This window comes from Cellulosimicrobium arenosum (assembly GCF_014837295.1).
Taxonomy (GTDB): Bacteria; Actinomycetota; Actinomycetes; order Actinomycetales; family Cellulomonadaceae; genus Cellulosimicrobium; species Cellulosimicrobium arenosum.
Genome location: NZ_JACYHB010000004.1, coordinates 71,305 through 85,433 on the forward strand (window position 1 = coordinate 71,305; position 14,129 = coordinate 85,433).

The 14,129-nt window shown below is 74.4% G+C and carries 18 protein-coding genes; 9 read left to right on the forward strand and 9 right to left on the reverse strand.

The window, feature by feature from the left end; all coding sequences use genetic code 11:
- Positions 1 to 16: 16 nt before the first annotated feature.
- Entirely contained in the window at positions 17 to 1,120 is a 1,104-nt protein-coding gene (locus IF651_RS17630; protein WP_241744191.1) for a 3-keto-disaccharide hydrolase, read from the reverse strand.
- A 146-nt stretch (positions 1,121 to 1,266) separates the two neighbouring features.
- Between IF651_RS17630 and IF651_RS06495 the strand changes: the two genes are divergently transcribed.
- The gene (locus tag IF651_RS06495) at positions 1,267 to 1,791 is read left to right on the forward strand and encodes a MogA/MoaB family molybdenum cofactor biosynthesis protein (protein WP_191828293.1); all 525 of its coding nucleotides are present in this window, start codon (positions 1,267 to 1,269) and stop codon (positions 1,789 to 1,791) included.
- A 68-nt stretch (positions 1,792 to 1,859) separates the two neighbouring features.
- Here the strand turns inward: IF651_RS06495 and IF651_RS06500 are convergent, their stop codons facing one another.
- From IF651_RS06500 to moaC, 4 genes are read right to left on the reverse strand one after another with little or no spacing between them, the layout of a single operon-like run.
- Positions 1,860 to 2,096, reverse strand: coding sequence for a MoaD/ThiS family protein (locus IF651_RS06500; protein WP_191828294.1), 237 nt, complete (start codon positions 2,094 to 2,096; stop codon positions 1,860 to 1,862).
- Between the two features lies 1 nt (position 2,097).
- Positions 2,098 to 2,394, reverse strand: coding sequence for a DUF6457 domain-containing protein (locus IF651_RS06505; protein ID WP_241744192.1), 297 nt, complete (start codon positions 2,392 to 2,394; stop codon positions 2,098 to 2,100).
- Entirely contained in the window at positions 2,391 to 3,071 is a 681-nt protein-coding gene (mobA, locus tag IF651_RS06510; protein WP_191828296.1) for a molybdenum cofactor guanylyltransferase, read from the reverse strand. The genes IF651_RS06505 and mobA overlap by 4 nt, the downstream gene beginning before the upstream one ends.
- Positions 3,068 to 3,547: a cyclic pyranopterin monophosphate synthase MoaC gene (moaC, locus tag IF651_RS06515; protein ID WP_191828297.1), complete on the reverse strand. Its 480-nt coding sequence runs from the start codon at positions 3,545 to 3,547 to the stop codon at positions 3,068 to 3,070. Before moaC ends, mobA begins: the two co-directional genes overlap by 4 nt.
- Positions 3,548 to 3,628: 81 nt before the next feature.
- Here moaC and IF651_RS06520 point away from each other — a divergent pair, with 81 nt between their 5' ends.
- Positions 3,629 to 4,300: an AIM24 family protein gene (locus IF651_RS06520; protein WP_191828298.1), complete on the forward strand. Its 672-nt coding sequence runs from the start codon at positions 3,629 to 3,631 to the stop codon at positions 4,298 to 4,300.
- A gap of 27 nt (positions 4,301 to 4,327) precedes the next feature.
- On the opposite strand, the gene IF651_RS06525 is transcribed toward IF651_RS06520, so the two are convergent.
- Entirely contained in the window at positions 4,328 to 5,767 is a 1,440-nt protein-coding gene (locus IF651_RS06525; RefSeq protein ID WP_191828299.1) for a molybdopterin molybdotransferase MoeA, read from the reverse strand.
- Positions 5,768 to 5,911: 144 nt separating this feature from the next.
- Here IF651_RS06525 and IF651_RS06530 point away from each other — a divergent pair, with 144 nt between their 5' ends.
- Together IF651_RS06530 and IF651_RS06535 are read left to right on the forward strand one after the other, a co-directional pair.
- On the forward strand, positions 5,912 to 6,658 hold the full coding sequence (locus tag IF651_RS06530) for a PAS domain-containing protein (protein ID WP_191828300.1): 747 nt from the start codon (positions 5,912 to 5,914) through the stop codon (positions 6,656 to 6,658).
- 294 nt (positions 6,659 to 6,952) lie between these two features.
- Positions 6,953 to 7,813 (forward strand): GAF and ANTAR domain-containing protein, encoded by an 861-nt coding sequence (locus tag IF651_RS06535; protein ID WP_191828301.1) that lies wholly within the window; start codon positions 6,953 to 6,955, stop codon positions 7,811 to 7,813.
- A gap of 34 nt (positions 7,814 to 7,847) precedes the next feature.
- Here the strand turns inward: IF651_RS06535 and IF651_RS06540 are convergent, their stop codons facing one another.
- On the reverse strand, positions 7,848 to 8,606 hold the full coding sequence (locus tag IF651_RS06540) for a PAS and ANTAR domain-containing protein (RefSeq protein ID WP_191828302.1): 759 nt from the start codon (positions 8,604 to 8,606) through the stop codon (positions 7,848 to 7,850).
- A gap of 113 nt (positions 8,607 to 8,719) precedes the next feature.
- On the opposite strand from IF651_RS06540, the gene IF651_RS06545 reads away from it, so the two are divergent.
- The 4 genes from IF651_RS06545 to IF651_RS06560 are packed head-to-tail and all read left to right on the forward strand — an operon-like array spanning position 8,720 to position 11,147.
- Complete coding sequence (locus IF651_RS06545) at positions 8,720 to 9,217, forward strand: DUF6328 family protein (protein ID WP_191828303.1); 498 nt, start codon at positions 8,720 to 8,722, stop codon at positions 9,215 to 9,217.
- Between the two features lie 33 nt (positions 9,218 to 9,250).
- Positions 9,251 to 9,982, forward strand: a complete 732-nt coding sequence (locus IF651_RS06550) for a hypothetical protein (protein WP_191828304.1) — start codon at positions 9,251 to 9,253, stop codon at positions 9,980 to 9,982.
- Positions 9,979 to 10,578: a hypothetical protein gene (locus IF651_RS06555; RefSeq protein WP_191828305.1), complete on the forward strand. Its 600-nt coding sequence runs from the start codon at positions 9,979 to 9,981 to the stop codon at positions 10,576 to 10,578. Before IF651_RS06550 ends, IF651_RS06555 begins: the two co-directional genes overlap by 4 nt.
- Entirely contained in the window at positions 10,575 to 11,147 is a 573-nt protein-coding gene (locus IF651_RS06560) for a hypothetical protein (protein WP_191828306.1), read from the forward strand. The genes IF651_RS06555 and IF651_RS06560 overlap by 4 nt, the downstream gene beginning before the upstream one ends.
- Here IF651_RS06560 and IF651_RS06565 read toward each other — a convergent pair.
- Both IF651_RS06565 and IF651_RS06570 read right to left on the reverse strand, forming a co-directional pair.
- Positions 11,102 to 12,499, reverse strand: a complete 1,398-nt coding sequence (locus IF651_RS06565; protein WP_191828307.1) for a hypothetical protein — start codon at positions 12,497 to 12,499, stop codon at positions 11,102 to 11,104. The two genes, IF651_RS06560 and IF651_RS06565, sit on opposite strands and share 46 nt — an antisense overlap.
- 28 nt (positions 12,500 to 12,527) lie before the next feature.
- A complete protein-coding gene (locus IF651_RS06570; RefSeq protein ID WP_191828308.1) occupies positions 12,528 to 12,800 on the reverse strand; it encodes a DUF4235 domain-containing protein in 273 nt (90 codons plus the stop codon).
- A 217-nt stretch (positions 12,801 to 13,017) separates the two neighbouring features.
- On the opposite strand from IF651_RS06570, the gene IF651_RS06575 reads away from it, so the two are divergent.
- Positions 13,018 to 14,127: a thiamine ABC transporter substrate-binding protein gene (locus tag IF651_RS06575; protein WP_191828309.1), complete on the forward strand. Its 1,110-nt coding sequence runs from the start codon at positions 13,018 to 13,020 to the stop codon at positions 14,125 to 14,127.
- Positions 14,128 to 14,129 lie beyond the last annotated feature (2 nt).

The following is a 14,129-nucleotide window of genomic DNA, read 5'->3' on the forward strand; positions in this document are numbered from 1 at the left end:
TGTCAGGTCGCGAGGGTCAGCCGCAGGCGGTCGCCGGGTACGGGGTGTCGACGACGACCGGCTCGCCGCCGTTGTCGCTCGCGACCGTGAGCGACACGGACCCTGCCTCGACGGACGACGCGCGGGTGCTGAACGACTGGTAGGCGTTGCGCTGGGGCTGGACCGCCGTGAACGACCGCTCGCCGGACGGCGTCGCGAGGGTCAGGTCGACGGGTGCGTCGCCGAGGTTCTGGGCGCGGACCGCGACGTACGCGGTCCCGCCGAGGCAGCGGACGCTCGCCTCGCTCGTGACCGGCGGCAACTCGCGGACCCGGATGTTCCGGAAGGACACGACGTCCGGCGCCGAACCGTGCGCCTGCACCCCGACGTGACCGACGAGCCCGCGGCTGCTCGAGTCCGGGTCCTCCGGGCGGCCCGGGAAGGGGACGCCGGGCAGGTTCTCGTACTCGTTGATGACGACGCCGTTGCGGATCACGGTGTAGTGCTGCCCGACGACGCGCACCTCCAGCTCGTTCCAGACGCCCTTCTCGGTCGGCATGGCCTGCTCGAGGTCGAGGTCCGCGAAGCCGTAGATCGAGCCGGTCTTGCGCGGGTCGTTGTTCCCCTCCTCGGGGGAGTCGTTCACCTGGATCTCGTGGCCGCAGTTGACGGCGATCCACGACAGGTTGTTCGTCTCGCTGCCGTTGAACGTGGTCGGGCAGCCGTCGACGGGGCCGGAGAGGTCGGGGAACCGGACCTGGACGCCGCTGTTGCCGCGCAGGTCGTCGGGGGCGTCGTCGCGGAACTCGAGCAGCAGCGAGAAGTCGCCGTACTGCTGCTCCGGGTACCAGAGGGTGCCGAACCCGCCGCCCGCGCCGGCACGGCTGCGGATGGTGCCGTCGTCGAGCAGGTCGAACCCGCCGTCGCCGGCGTACTCCCAGTGGTCGAACGAGTCCTGGGTGCCGTCGAAGATGACGTCGTAGCCCGGCTCGTCCGCAGCGGGCGCGGCCGTCGGCGCGGCAGCCGAGGCGGGGGCGGCGAGCGTGAGCGCCGCCAACGCGGCGGTCCCGACGATCTTCGTCAGGCGTCCTGGGTGACGATCGGTCCGGGTCGCAGCGGCTGCGGACAGGTGCGGGCTCATCGGAACTCCATCGTTCGACGGGTATGCGTGGGGTGGTGCCCCTGCACCATAGGCACGAGCGCCCCGTGTTCTCAACGGGGAGCCGAGACTTTTGCGCGTACGCCGTCAGAAGTCTCGACGCCGCCGCCCCGGGATAGCGTGCCCCTATGAGCGACGCGAGGACCGGTTCGAGCCGCCGTCCTGCCGACGTGACGGTCGCCGTCGTCACCGTGTCCGACCGCTGCTCGCGCGGCGAGGCCGAGGACCGCTCCGGACCGTTGCTGGTGTCCCTGCTCGCGGACGCGGGCTACGCACGCGTCGAGGCGCGCGTCGTGCCCGACGGCGCCGAGTCCGTGCGCGACGTCCTCACCCTCCTGCTGCTCGACGGCGCACGCCTCGTCCTCACGACCGGCGGCACGGGGCTCGCGCCGCGCGATCTCACGCCCGAGGGGACGAGGCTCGTCGTCGAGCGCGAGGTCCCGGGTATCGCCGACGAGCTGCGCCGGCGTGGCGCCGAGCACGTCCAGACGGCCGTGCTGTCACGAGGCGTCGCCGGTCTCGCCGTCGGCGCGGACGGCCCCGCGCTGGTCGTCAACCTTCCCGGGTCGACGGGCGGCGTGCGGGACGGGTGGGCCGTGCTCGGTCCGCTCCTGCCGCACGTCCTCGCCCAGCTCGACGGCGGCGACCACTGACGGCCAGGACGGCGATGCAGGCGACGTCGACCGTGACCGACGCCAGCCCGCGGCGTCATCGGGTGCGATCAGCCCCCGGCGAAGGGGGGCAGGACGTCCACCAGCTCGTCGCTGCCGACGGGCGTGGCGTCGTCGGCCGCGCGGACCCCGCCGACGAGCAGCGAGCAGCGCGGCAGCACCCCCGCGAGCGCCGGGTGCCGCGTGACGACCTCGGCGTACAGCGCCCCGACGGTCGCGGCGACGACGGTCTCGGTCTCGACCCCGGCTGCGTCGCGAGCACCGGCGAAGTAGCGGACGGTCGCCACGTCAGTCCTGCGCCGCGTCCGGCTCGTCCACGGAACCCGGCAGCTCGGGCTCGGGCGTCCACGCCAGCGCGAGCTCGGTCGCGCGGTCGAGGACGTCCTCGACCGGGTGGTCCGCGCCCTCGCCGGCGGCCAGACCGGCGACGTAGCCGGCGACGAACGTGGTCAGCGGGGCGGCCGGTCGTTCCACGCCGTGCGCGGCGTCGCGCGCGAGGTCGAGGACGGCCCCGATGTCGACGACGTCCGGGTCCAGGTCGTACTCCGCGGCGAGGGCGTCGACCCAGCGCTCGAGGTTCGTCATCGCGGTCTCCTGTCGTGTTCGTGCGCATCCTGCCATGTGTCGACGTCGGCCGTCAGCCCCTCGTCGTCCTCGACGGTGCGCGCCACCAGCCCGCACAGCAGCCGGTGCGCGGGCGCGCCGTCGACCCCGCCGTCGGCGCGCAGCCGCTCGACCGCGGCGTCCAGCGCGGACCGCCGGTACAGCCCGACGAGCCACTGGTCGCGGCCGCCGCGCACGGCGCGCACGGCGTCCACGGGGTCGGCTCCGGCGTCGGCTCCGCTGCCGTCCACGCCGGGGCCGTCACCGTCCGGAGAAGCGAGCGCAGCGAGCAGGAGCGGCACCATGGTGGCCGCCTGCGGCACGTCGCACGCGAGGACGAGGACCCAGGGGGCCGGGCCGTCGTCGGGCGTCGCGGGCAGGGCCGCCAGACCGGCGGCGATCCCCGCGACGGGACCGCCGAACGGCGGGTCCTCGCGCGTCAGCGCGTACCTCTCAGGGTCCGCGAGGTCGTCCGGCCCGACGACGACCCGCGCCCGCGCACCCGACGTGGCGGCGAGCGCGTGGTCGAGCAGCGGCCGGCCGGCGACGACGAGCCCCGGCTTCGGCGTGCCCAGGCGTGACGCGCGCCCGCCCGCGAGGACGACGGCGTCGAACGCGACGTCCGCCGCGGCGTCGGGCGGGTCCGGGTCCGCGGTCATGCGTCGGGAGCGGCCCGGTGCCAGTCGCCCGACTTGCCTCCGGTCTTCGCGACGAGCCGCACGTCGGTGAGCTCGACCGACTTGTCGAGGCCCTTGACCATGTCGACCACGGCGAGCCCCGCGACCGCGACCGCGGTGAGCGCCTCCATCTCGACGCCCGTCCTGTCGGCCGTGCGGACGGTCGCCGTGACGTCGACGCCGTGGTCGCGGATCTCGAGGTCGACGACCGCGCCGTGCACGCCGATGACGTGCGCGAGCGGCAGGAGCTCGGCCGTGCGCTTGGCTCCCGCGATCCCGGCGATGCGCGCGACGGCGAGCACGTCGCCCTTGGGGACGGCGCCGTCGCGCAGCGCCCGGACGATCTCCGCGGAGCAGCGCACGACGCCCCTGGCCGTCGCGGACCGGACCGTCGGCTGCTTCTCGGTGACGTCCACCATGCGCGCGTGGCCGTGCTCGTCGAGGTGCGTGAAGCTCATGGCCCCACTCTTCCACGACAGGACAGCCCGTCCTGCGCGCACCCGTTGCCGGGTGGGCGCCCCTGCACGAGGATCGACGGCATGCGCAGCTCACTCCTCGACCACGCCGAACGCTCCGTCGAGCCCGGCAGCTTCCAGCTCCAGAACGACCGCATGCTGAAGGTGGACCTGTCCGGCACGGGCGGCTTCTTCTTCGCCAAGCAGGGGTCGATGGTCGCCTACCAGGGCGACGTCGACTTCGCCTACGAGGGCAGCGGCGGGATCGGCAAGATGTTCAAGAAGGCGTTCACGGGCGAGGGCATGTCGCTCATGAAGGTGTCCGGGAGCGGGGACGTCTTCCTCGCCCAGGACGCGGACCAGGTGTTCGTGCTGCACCTGGAGGACGAGGGGATCACCATCAACGGGGCCAACGTCCTGGCGTTCGAGAGCTCCCTGACGTGGGACATCAACCGCGTCGAGGGCGCGTCCATGATGAGCGGCGGACTGTTCAACACGACGTTCACGGGGACGGGCTCGATCGCGGTGACCGCGTACGGCACGCCGGTCGTGCTCGGTGTGGACGTGCCGACCTTCGTGGACATGCAGGCCGCGGTCCTGTGGTCCACGTCCCTGCAGTCCTCGATCCGCAAGACGGCGAAGCTCGGCGCCGCGGTCGGCCGCGGGTCGGGGGAGGCCTACCAGCTCGCGCTGTCCGGGCAGGGGATCGTCGTCGTCCAGGCCTCGGAGGGGCACCCGCCGCCCGCGCAGAAGTAGCCGGCGATCGGTCCAGCGCGACGACGCTCAGTCCAGCAGGAAGACCTGGAGGGAGTCGCCCGGCACGACGGCCGTGACGTCGGCGGGCACCACCGCGACCGCGTCGGCGTGCACGAGCGCCGAGAGCCGGTGCGACCCGGAGCCGGGCCCGCCGCCGTCCCCGTGCCGTCCGGCGGGGACGACGCGTGCGTCGTCGAGCCCGGTGTGCCGTACCAGGACGAGCTGCTCGCGGCCCACGGGCGACGCCCACCCCTCGCCCGCCGCCCGCGTCACGAGAGTGCGCCGCGGTTCGCGCACCCCGCGCAGCCGGTCGATCGCCGGGCGTACGAACAGCTCGAACGACACGAACGCGCTCACCGGGTTGCCCGGGAGCGCGAGCCACGGCACGCCGCGCCAGCGCGCCAGCCCCTGCGGCTTGCCGGGCTGCATCCCCACGGCGACCACGCGCGCGTCGGTCACGGCACCGGCCGCCGGACCGGTGGAGCGGCCTGGAGCCAGCGGGTCCGGCACGTCGAGCGCGTCCGACGCGTCCGGCGCGTCCGGCGCGTCCGGCGCAGAGCCCAGCAGCTCGCGTGCGACGTCGAACGCGCCCGCGCTCACCCCGCCCGTCGTGACGACGAGGTCGGGCCGGGCCGCTGCGCTCCCCGCGTCGTCGGGCCATGCCGCGCCCAGCACGTCGTCGAGGGCTGCGGCGAGCTCGGCGACGGTGTCGCCCACGCCCCCCCGTCGGACGACCACCGCGCCCGCCTCGCGCGCGGCCGCGGCGAGCAGGACCGAGTTGGAGTCGGGGAGGCACCCCGGGCCGGGGACCTCCCCGGCCGGGACGAGCTCGCTGCCCGTCGACAGCACCGCGACCCGCGGGCGGCGGTGCACCGGGAGCGTCGCGTACCCGGCGGACGCCGCGACCGACACGTGCCGCGCGGTGAGCGTCGAGCCGGCGGCCAGGACGACGTCGCCACGGCGCACGTCCTCGGCCCGGCGCCGGACGTGGGCACGTCGTGGGGTCGTGGACCTGCCTACCGGCAGGGTGACCGTCGCGCCCCGCGGCCCGCCGGCGACGAACCGCCCGGTCGAGGTCTCCTCGACCGGTACGACGACGTCCGCCCCGGCGGGCACGGGGGCGCCCGTCATGATCCGGGCCGCCTCCCCGGGGCCCACGCGGGGGGAGGGTCCGTCGCCGAGGTTCCCGCCCGCCGGGACGTCGGCGACCAGGCGCAGCGTCACGGGTGCGCCGGGCGTCGCCCCGGACAGGTCCGCGCTGCGGACCGCGTACCCGTCCATCGCGGACGCGTCGAACGCGGGCGAGTCGAGCAAGGACGCGACGTCGGCGGCGAGCACGCCACCCACCGCGTCGTCGAGCCCCAGGTCCGCGACCGGCGCCGGGGCCACGAGCGCCAGCACGTCCTCCAGGTGCTCTGCCATCGTGCGGCGTCGTGTCGAGGGAGCACGCGGTGCGGGGTCGGCCATGGCCGAACCGTACCCAAACCGGACCCCTGTCGAGGTGGGCACATGCCCCGGACAACAAGGTGGTGCCGTGCCTGCCGGTGTGGGCTACGTTGGACCCGGAGTCATGAAGCGGCCCACACATCCCCGGAGATCCTGGGAGGACCCATGGCCTCGACCACCTCGAACGCCCCCGCCGCGACGACCACCCCCGTGCGACCCGGCGCGCTCGCCGAAGGCCTCGCCCTCGGCACCCAGCTCGTCGTCGGCCAGTACCGCGTCGAGCTCGCCACCGGAACCTGGTGGTGGTCCGACGAGGTGTACGCGATGCACGGGTGGGCGCCGGGCGACGTCGTGCCGGGACTGGACGCCCTGCGCTCCCGCAAGCACCCCGACGACCGCTCCCGCGTCGTCAAGGCCGCGACCGAGTCGCTGCGTTCCGGCCGGCCGTTCTCGTGCTCGCACCGCATCGTCGACGGGCACGGACGCACGCGGTCCGTCGTCGTCACCGGGCAGGGGCGCCGCGACGACCGCGGACGCGTCGTCGAGATCGCCGGGTACGTCGTCGACGTCACACCGGTCCAGCGCGAGGTGCTCGAGCGCGAGTCGAACCGGGCCGTCACGCGCGCCTTCGTGAGCGCGGCCGTGATCGAGCAGGCCAAGGGCGTGCTCATGGCCGTGCACGGCATGGGGGACGTCGAGGCGGGACGGCTGCTCGCCGAACGCTCGGCGGCGACCGGTATCCCCGTCCAGGAGACCGCCGCGCAGGTCATGCGGGCGCTGTCGCGCGCGGGGGACCTCGGTCCGGCCGCGGACGCGACGCTCGAGGGAGCGTTCGCGGCGGTCAAGCCGGTCGCCCGCCCGCGAGCGCACGAGGCGCAGCTCGCACGCCGACGGGAGCCGGTCCGGTCCTGACGGGTGTCGCACGCATGAGCTGAGCAGTGAAGGTCGTGACTTCCGAGGTGCTGCCGACGACACCTGTCGTCGGCAGCACCCCGAAGGGCAGGGGCGGTTCCAGAGCCGGGGCCGTCCCCAGGAGCGGGTCCGCCGCGAGAGCGGCGGCGGCCATCTACCGGTCTGTGTCCGCCACACCTTGTGCGGGTGAGACGACCACCGCTCCCGGCCCCGCCCGGGCACTGCGCCCGGGCGGGGCCCGCCGGGCCGGCGACCCTCTACCCTGGGGAGGAGAGCCCTCGAAGGAGCCGCACCATGACCCACGACAGTGTCACCGCGACCGTCGCCGCAGGCGACGGAGCGACCTTGCCGCCGCCCGTCCCGGCACCGTCCCTCACGGAGGAGGTCGGCGGGGCCCAGCAAGCGTCGGCGACGGCGAACGACGTCGTACCCGACCTCGTGGCCGACGCCGCTCGGGTCCTCGCCGACGAGCCGACGCTGCAGCAGACCCTCGAACGCGCCGTCGAGCTCGCCGTCAAGATGGTCGACGGGTGCGAGTCCGCCGGCGTCTCGCTCGTGACCAGGGGGCGGATCGAGAGCCCCGCCGTCTCGGACGCGCTCGTGGCGCGCGGGGACGAGCTCCAGTACGAGCTGGGCGAGGGGCCGTGCCTCGACGCGGTGCGCGACCACGCGTTCGTCGAGTCTCCCGACGTCGCCGCGGACGACCGCTGGTCGGTCTGGGGGCCGAAGGTCCGCGCAGAGCTCGGTGTGCGGTCCATGCTGTGCGTGCAGCTCTACACGTCCAGCACCGCGCACGGTGCGCTCAACCTCTACTCGTCGGAGCCGGACCGGTTCGGTCACGACGCGCAGCAGCTCGCGACGACGTTCGCCGCGGTCGCGGCGGCCGCGATCTCCGCCGCCCGGACGGAGGACCAGCTCCAGTCGGCCGTGCAGACCCGTACCCTGATCGGGCAGGCGCAGGGCATCGTCATGGAGCGCTACTCGTTGACGGCCGCGCGGGCGTTCGCGGTGCTGAGCAGGGTCTCGCAGGACGCCAACATCAAGCTCGTCGACATCGCGCGGGAGATCGTCTTGACCCGGCGCATCCCCGGGGTGCCGGAGAAGGGCGCGGGCTCCGACGGCAGGTCCGCGGCGGCACTCCCCGACGCGGGGTGAGCACGCCGACGCTCCGAGGTCCGAACCCTGCTCGTCAGACCGACCTCGAGCCCGTCTCCCGGTCCGGGGCAGCCGCGTCACCCGGTGCTTCCACGGCCAGGCTGTCCACGGCCACGCTGTCGATCAGCGCGTCCACCCGTGCGCGGGCGGCGCCGATCACGTCGCCGACGGTGCCGAGCCCGCCGACCAGTCGGCGCGAGAGCTCCCGGACGGGGACGTTCGAGTGGTTGGACCGCACGCGCAGCAGCTCGAACGCCTCGTCGGCCCCCACGCCGTACGCGACCATCAGCACGCCCTTCGCCTGCTCGATCGTCGACCGTGAGGCGTCGGCGGCGCGGATCGACCGGCTGGCCTCCTCCCGCGCCGTCTCCTGCGACGGCTCGGTCACGTCGGTGAAGTACCCGACGACCTGCACGACCTCGCCCGTGCCGTCGTCGACCCGCGCCTCCCCGGTCACGGCGAGCGTGCGAGGGAGGCCGGACGCGTCCACGATGCGGTGCATGGAAGCGAACGGCTCGCCCGCCCGGACGCTGTGGAGCACGGTGCTCACGGCGCGGGCCCGGTCGTCGGGGTGCTTGTGCGCCAGGACGAGCCGCGTCGTGGGGACGACCTGGCCCGGCTCGAAACCGTGCATGCGGTACACCGCGTCGGACCACCACCAGGAGTCCTCGGCGACGTCGTACCGGAACCTCCCGGCCGGCAGCGACGTCAGGGTGACGAGGGCGCGGACGGCCTCGGTGACGGCTGGGGAAGCGGCCCCGACATGGGGCGCGCGGGAGCGCAGGGCGTCCATGAGGCGTGTCCTCGCTGGTCACAGGACGGAGCCGATTCCTGACCCCACGAGGGAGTACTTTAGCCCAGCGCTGCGACCGGGAGAGCGCTCCGGGAAGCGAGGAGGCACGGTGCATGGACGACCAGCGTGAGGACGTCGGAGCGGACACGGACCGCGACGCGCGCGACGAGACCCCCGCGGAGAGGTCCGACCGCAACTGGGCCGAGCTGCTGCAAGAGCTGCGCGTCATGCAGATGGGGGTGCAGATCCTCACCGGGTTTCTGCTGACCCTGCCGTTCCAGCAGCGGTTCGCCGACCTCGACGGCTTCCAGACGGGGGTCTACCTCGCCCTGGTGGCGCTCGCGGTGCTGTCGACAGGTCTGTTCATCACCCCGGTGAGCCTGCACCGGGCCCTCTTCCGGCAGCACCGCAAGAGGTCGCTCGTGACCCTGGGGGACCGGATCACGCGCATCGGCATCCTCGTCATGGCGTTCGTCGTCACCGGGACGGTCCTGCTGATCGTCGACGTCGTGGTCTCGCGGTCGACGGCGGTGTGGTGCGCCGGGATCGCGCTGGTCGCGCTCGTCGGGCTGTGGTTCGTCCTTCCCCGGCTTGTCCTCAGGAGCCGCTGACCGATCCGCGCCGGGCGCCGTAGGATGCGGCGCGTGAGTCCTTCGCCGACACCCGCGCCGCGCGCCGCGCGACCGAGTCCGTCGAGGCGGTTCCTGGTCGTCTCCCTCGCGGTCGTCGTGGCCGTCGTCGGGCTCGGTGCCGGGATCGCGCTCGCGGGCGGGCTGGAGCGCGACACGTCCGGTGCCGGCACGCACCGGTCGGTCGCGGCGGGCGAGACGGTCGCGACCGGGGCGTTCGACCTGACCGTCACGTCGTGGGCGACCACGGACACGATCGGGCCCGACCCCGAGGCAGACGTCGACGCCCTCGCCGAGGCGGGCGCCGACGCCTGGCTCGTCGTGGTCCTCGACGTCCTCGACACGGACACCACGACCCGGACCCTGAACGCGGCCGCGGTCACCCTGCCGGCGGACCTGCCGGGTGGCCTCGAGCTCGCCGCGGACGTCACGAGCTCGCGCGCGGAGACGACCCTGCTCGTCCGCGACGGTCATGGCTTCCCGGCGTTCCAGCCCGGTCTGACCGAGCAGGTGCTGCTCGCGTGGCCCGTGCGGGGAGACGCGGGCGGTGCGACGGAGCTCGACGTGAGCCTGCCGCTGTACGTCTACCGCGACATGTACATCGGGGGCGGGCGACGCTGGGCGGAGACCGGGGAGGACGTCGCGGTGCGGGTCCCGTCCGGGGAGGTCCCCACGGTGCAGGACCCGTCCGTGCCGCTCGACGACCTGTGGGCCGTGGAACCGGACGACGAGGGGGCCGGTACGTGACCGCTCGACCCGCCCGCCGCTCCGGGACCGTCGTGACCGTCCTCCTGCTGGTCGTCGCCGTCCTCGTCGGGGCGGCGGTCGCGCGCGTGGACACGTGGTGGCCGGTGCTGACCGCGACGACGACGCGCGGCGACGTCGGCGACGAGGTCACCGCCGGGCCGCTGCGCGTGCGGGTGGACGGGGTCCGCACGGGCACGCTCCTCGTCGACCCGTACTCGGAGCTGACGACCGGGGGCGTGTGGGTCGGGGTCGACATGGCGGTCTCGGGGACGCAGGCCGACGCGGGTCCTGGCAGCCTCCAGCTCAGGGACGCGGGCGGGATCGGCTACACGGCCACCACCCGGACGAGCAACCCGCTCGTCTACACCGCGCGCGCGCCGGACGTGCCGGAGGCGGGCACGGCCGTGTTCGAGGTCCCGGCCCAGGCGCTCGACGGCGACCTGGTCCTGCGCGTGCTCAGCGAGGTGGACGACGCCGACGGCGAGCGTCCGCAGGCGATCGCCGAGATCTCGCTCGGACGGGTCACCGGTCCGGCGCAGGACGACGTGCTCGAGCCGGTCGAGGTCGCGCTCGTCCCCGGGGGGTGGGGCGGATGAGCATCGGCTGGTGGCGCACGAACGGCTGGTGGATCCCGGTGCTGGTCGTGGCGCTCGCTGCGCTGGGCGGCCTGTCGTGGCGCTCCGAGGCCGTGCAGACGTGGTGGACGATGCAGCCGCACCGTGCGCACGCGTCGGACGCCGAGGGCTGGGCCCAGGTCGGCGACGTGCGGTTCACGGTCGCCGGGTTCGAGCGCGTCGACTGGATCAGCGACGAGCTCGCGGGGCGGGTCGAGGCCCCGGAGGGGTACGCCCTGTGGGTGCTGGACCTCTCGGCACGGTCCGACGTCGCGCCGCCCGCGGACGGCGCGGAGACCGAGCCGACCTACACGTGCGCGAGCGAGCTGCGAGACACCGCGGGCCGCGTGTACGAGGTCGGCGCGTCCGCCCTGCCCGGCGCGCCCTACCCGGACGCGCTGATCTGCTCGGGGCCGGTGTCGGCCCGCTGGACGCAGTACTTCCTGACGCCTGACGACGCGGTGCCCGCGCAGGTGCGGGTGATCGACACGGAGCAGCTCCCGGACTACTGGTCGCTGCCCGTGGCCCCGGCGGACCCGAGCGGCTCGTAGGAGCACGGGCCCGGGGCGGGCTGCCGACGTCGTCGTACGCGCAGCGCCGACGGCAGGCCGAGGTTCGCGAGCAGCGAGTCCGCGGCGGCGGCGAGGAGCGCGGTGGTGAGCACCTGGACGGCGATCCGCGCGACCGTCTCGAGAGGGCCCACGACCGCGCGCCAGACGGCGATGCCCGGCTGCCCCAGCACCGCTCCGGCCGCGCCGAGGACCGCCTGCTGGACCAGGGTCAGGACGGCGAACGCGATGCAGAACAGCAGGACCGCACCCCACCTGCTGCGCCACAGCATGCCGACCGCGCCCACGAGGCCTCCGAACCGGCGGCCGGGGTCGAGCATGAACTGCCATGCGGTGCGCGCGCGCGTCGTGCCGAGCGTGCGGTTGAACCGGTCCACGACCCTGGTGGTGCGGCCCGCGGTGGCGTCGTCCGCCGTCAGGTGCTCGGGGTCGACGACGTCGATCGCCTCCACGCCGTAGACGATCGTCCCGAGCGTCAACCACGCGAGCGGCACGACCAGCCCCGTGACGATGCCGGCGACGAGGAACGACGTCACGGGTGCGACCGCGTCGGCCAGCACGCGCAGCGCCTCGACCTGCTCGACCACGTCCTGCCACCACGTGCGCAGGGAGACGACGACCGTGCGCGTCGTCCACCAGTCCCGGACCGTGCCGAGCAGGGCCGTCACGGTGAACGCGCCCACGACGATCCACACGACCTCGAAGTAGCCCGCGGCGATGCGCCACCACGCCGCGCGCGTCCCCGCGCTCGTGGTGGGAGCCCGGGCCGCGGAGCGCCGTGCGAGCCGCTCCAGCACCGTCCGCAGCACGAGAGCGCCGCAGACCGTGATCACGACGACGCCGGCGAAGCCCTCGGGCACCGGCTCCGAGGTCGTGACGCCGGAGCCGGCCGCGATCGCGTGGTCCAGCGCCGCCTGGTCTATGTACCGCTGCCAGTCGTCCGAGAGGCCGCCGTAGAACTCGTAGATCACGAGGTAGGGCACCAGCACCGACCCGATCGAGCGGACCAGCGCCCGCACGTCGAGCCGGCCGCCCTCCTCGCGGCGCATGACGTGCAGCATCACCACGATCCCGATCACCGAGGCGAGCGGGGCCAGGCACAGCACGAGCATGCCGAGGACGCCCGAGACCGGCGCCACCACCAGGGCCGCGCGCAACGAGAGCTCGCGCAGCACCTCCGCGAGCACCGCGACCGCGACGAGCGCCGGCCAGTGGCGTGCGAGCAGGCGCGCGGCGTCGGTCACGACGTGCAGGCCGGACCGCACGAGCGAGCTGCCCGCGCCCTCGGCGGGCACGGGCGGTGCTGGACGCGGCGGGACGGTCGGGACGCTCACGCGCGCCAGGTTAGCGCGCGAGCTCGCGTCAGGACGTGCTCGAGGTGAGGCGCGCGACGAGCCCCTTGGCGCTGCGCCCGGCGTACCTGCGCGCCAGCACCGAGACCCCGGCGGCGACGGCGGCGAACGACACCGCGGAGACGATGCCGACCTCCTCGTCGTCGAGGTCCTCCGGGGCGTCGTGACCCGTGGCCCTGGCCCACACGAAGGAGACGAGCTTCTGCGCCAGCCAGCCCGCGGCGAGCGTCAGCGCGACGGTGCCGACCTTCACGGCCAGGGTCTGGTCCTCGTTGTCTGCCACGGATGCTCCTCCAGCGGTGCGTCGGGGTTCGCGGGTGTGCTGCTCACCACCGTAGTGGGCCGTGGCCTGCGGTGTCGTGCGGTGTAGGCTCGCAGGGAACGACAGGGGAGCCCCCACCCGCCGGCACGAGCCGGTCCGGGACCCGGGAGCTGAGAGTGCGGACCACCGCAGACCCTCGAACCTGACCCGGTTAGCACCGGTGGAGGAAGTCGGAGAGATGACTCGAACGATCGCCCGTACCCGCACGTCCCGTACCCCCCGCGCGCTCGTCGCCGCCGTCGGCGCGACCGCCGTCCTCGCGCTCGCCGCCTGCTCGGACGACGCCGGCTCCGGGGGGGACGCCGCGTCGTCGGGCAGCGGCGGTGCGGGCGGCGGCACCGTCACCCTCGTGACCCACGACTCGTTCGCGGTGAGCGACGACGTGCTCGCCGCGTTCGAGGACGAGTCGGGCCTGACCGTGGAGCAGGTGGCCCCCGGCGACGGCGGTGCGCTCGTCAACCAGCTGGTCCTCACCCGGGACGCCCCGCTCGGCGACGCCGTGTTCGGGGTCGACAACACGTTCGCGTCCCGCGCCATCGACGAGGGCGTGCTCGAGCCGTACACGCCCGCGGGCCTCGCCGAGTCCGCTGTGCGGTACGCGGTGGGCGACGGCGGTGAGCTCACGCCGGTCGACGTCGGGGACGTGTGCATCAACGTCGACCACGCGTGGTTCGACGACGCCGGGATCCCCGAGCCGGTCACGCTCGAGGACCTCACGCAGCCCGAGTACGCGGACCTGCTCGTCGTGACGAACCCCGCGACGTCGTCCCCCGGCCTCGCGTTCCTGCTCGCCACGGTCGACGCGTTCGGTGAGGACGGGTACGAGGCGTACTGGGCCGAGCTGCGCGACAACGGTCTCAAGGTCGCCGACGGCTGGTCCGACGCCTACTACGTCGACTTCTCCGGGTCCGAGGGCGCGGGGCCGCGCCCGCTCGTGCTGTCCTACTCGACGTCGCCCGCGTTCACGCCCACCGAGGACGGGACGGCGTCGACCACCGGCGCGCTGCTCGACACGTGCTTCCGCCAGGTCGAGTACGCCGGTGTGCTCGCGGGCGCCGAGAACCCCGCGGGGGCGCGGCAGCTCGTCGACTTCCTCGTGAGCGAGGCGTTCCAGGCGGACGTGCCCGAGCAGATGTACGTCTACCCGGCCGACGACTCCGTCGAGCTCCCCGCGGGCTGGGCCGAGCTCGCCCCGCTCGCCGACGACCCCTGGGACCTCGCGCCCGAGGACATCTCGGCGCACCGGGACGAGTGGATCCAGGCGTGGACGGCGACGGTCGTCGACTGACC

What these genes read in the sequence shown, in the direction of transcription:
- IF651_RS06535 (WP_191828301.1), top strand. Translation starts at nt 6,953, where the DNA reads ATGACCCACGACAGTGTCACCGCGACCGTCGCCGCAGGCGACGGAGCG.
- moaC (WP_191828297.1), bottom strand. Translation starts at nt 3,547, where the DNA reads ATGAGCTTCACGCACCTCGACGAGCACGGCCACGCGCGCATGGTGGAC.
- IF651_RS06495 (WP_191828293.1), top strand. Translation starts at nt 1,267, where the DNA reads ATGAGCGACGCGAGGACCGGTTCGAGCCGCCGTCCTGCCGACGTGACG.
- IF651_RS06560 (WP_191828306.1), top strand. Translation starts at nt 10,575, where the DNA reads ATGAGCATCGGCTGGTGGCGCACGAACGGCTGGTGGATCCCGGTGCTG.
- IF651_RS17630 (WP_241744191.1), bottom strand. Translation starts at nt 1,120, where the DNA reads ATGAGCCCGCACCTGTCCGCAGCCGCTGCGACCCGGACCGATCGTCAC.
- IF651_RS06530 (WP_191828300.1), top strand. Translation starts at nt 5,912, where the DNA reads ATGGCCTCGACCACCTCGAACGCCCCCGCCGCGACGACCACCCCCGTG.
- mobA (WP_191828296.1), bottom strand. Translation starts at nt 3,071, where the DNA reads ATGACCGCGGACCCGGACCCGCCCGACGCCGCGGCGGACGTCGCGTTC.
- IF651_RS06505 (WP_241744192.1), bottom strand. Translation starts at nt 2,394, where the DNA reads ATGACGAACCTCGAGCGCTGGGTCGACGCCCTCGCCGCGGAGTACGAC.
- IF651_RS06540 (WP_191828302.1), bottom strand. Translation starts at nt 8,606, where the DNA reads ATGGACGCCCTGCGCTCCCGCGCGCCCCATGTCGGGGCCGCTTCCCCA.
- IF651_RS06525 (WP_191828299.1), bottom strand. Translation starts at nt 5,767, where the DNA reads ATGGCCGACCCCGCACCGCGTGCTCCCTCGACACGACGCCGCACGATG.
- IF651_RS06520 (WP_191828298.1), top strand. Translation starts at nt 3,629, where the DNA reads ATGCGCAGCTCACTCCTCGACCACGCCGAACGCTCCGTCGAGCCCGGC.
- IF651_RS06575 (WP_191828309.1), top strand. Translation starts at nt 13,018, where the DNA reads ATGACTCGAACGATCGCCCGTACCCGCACGTCCCGTACCCCCCGCGCG.
- IF651_RS06545 (WP_191828303.1), top strand. Translation starts at nt 8,720, where the DNA reads ATGGACGACCAGCGTGAGGACGTCGGAGCGGACACGGACCGCGACGCG.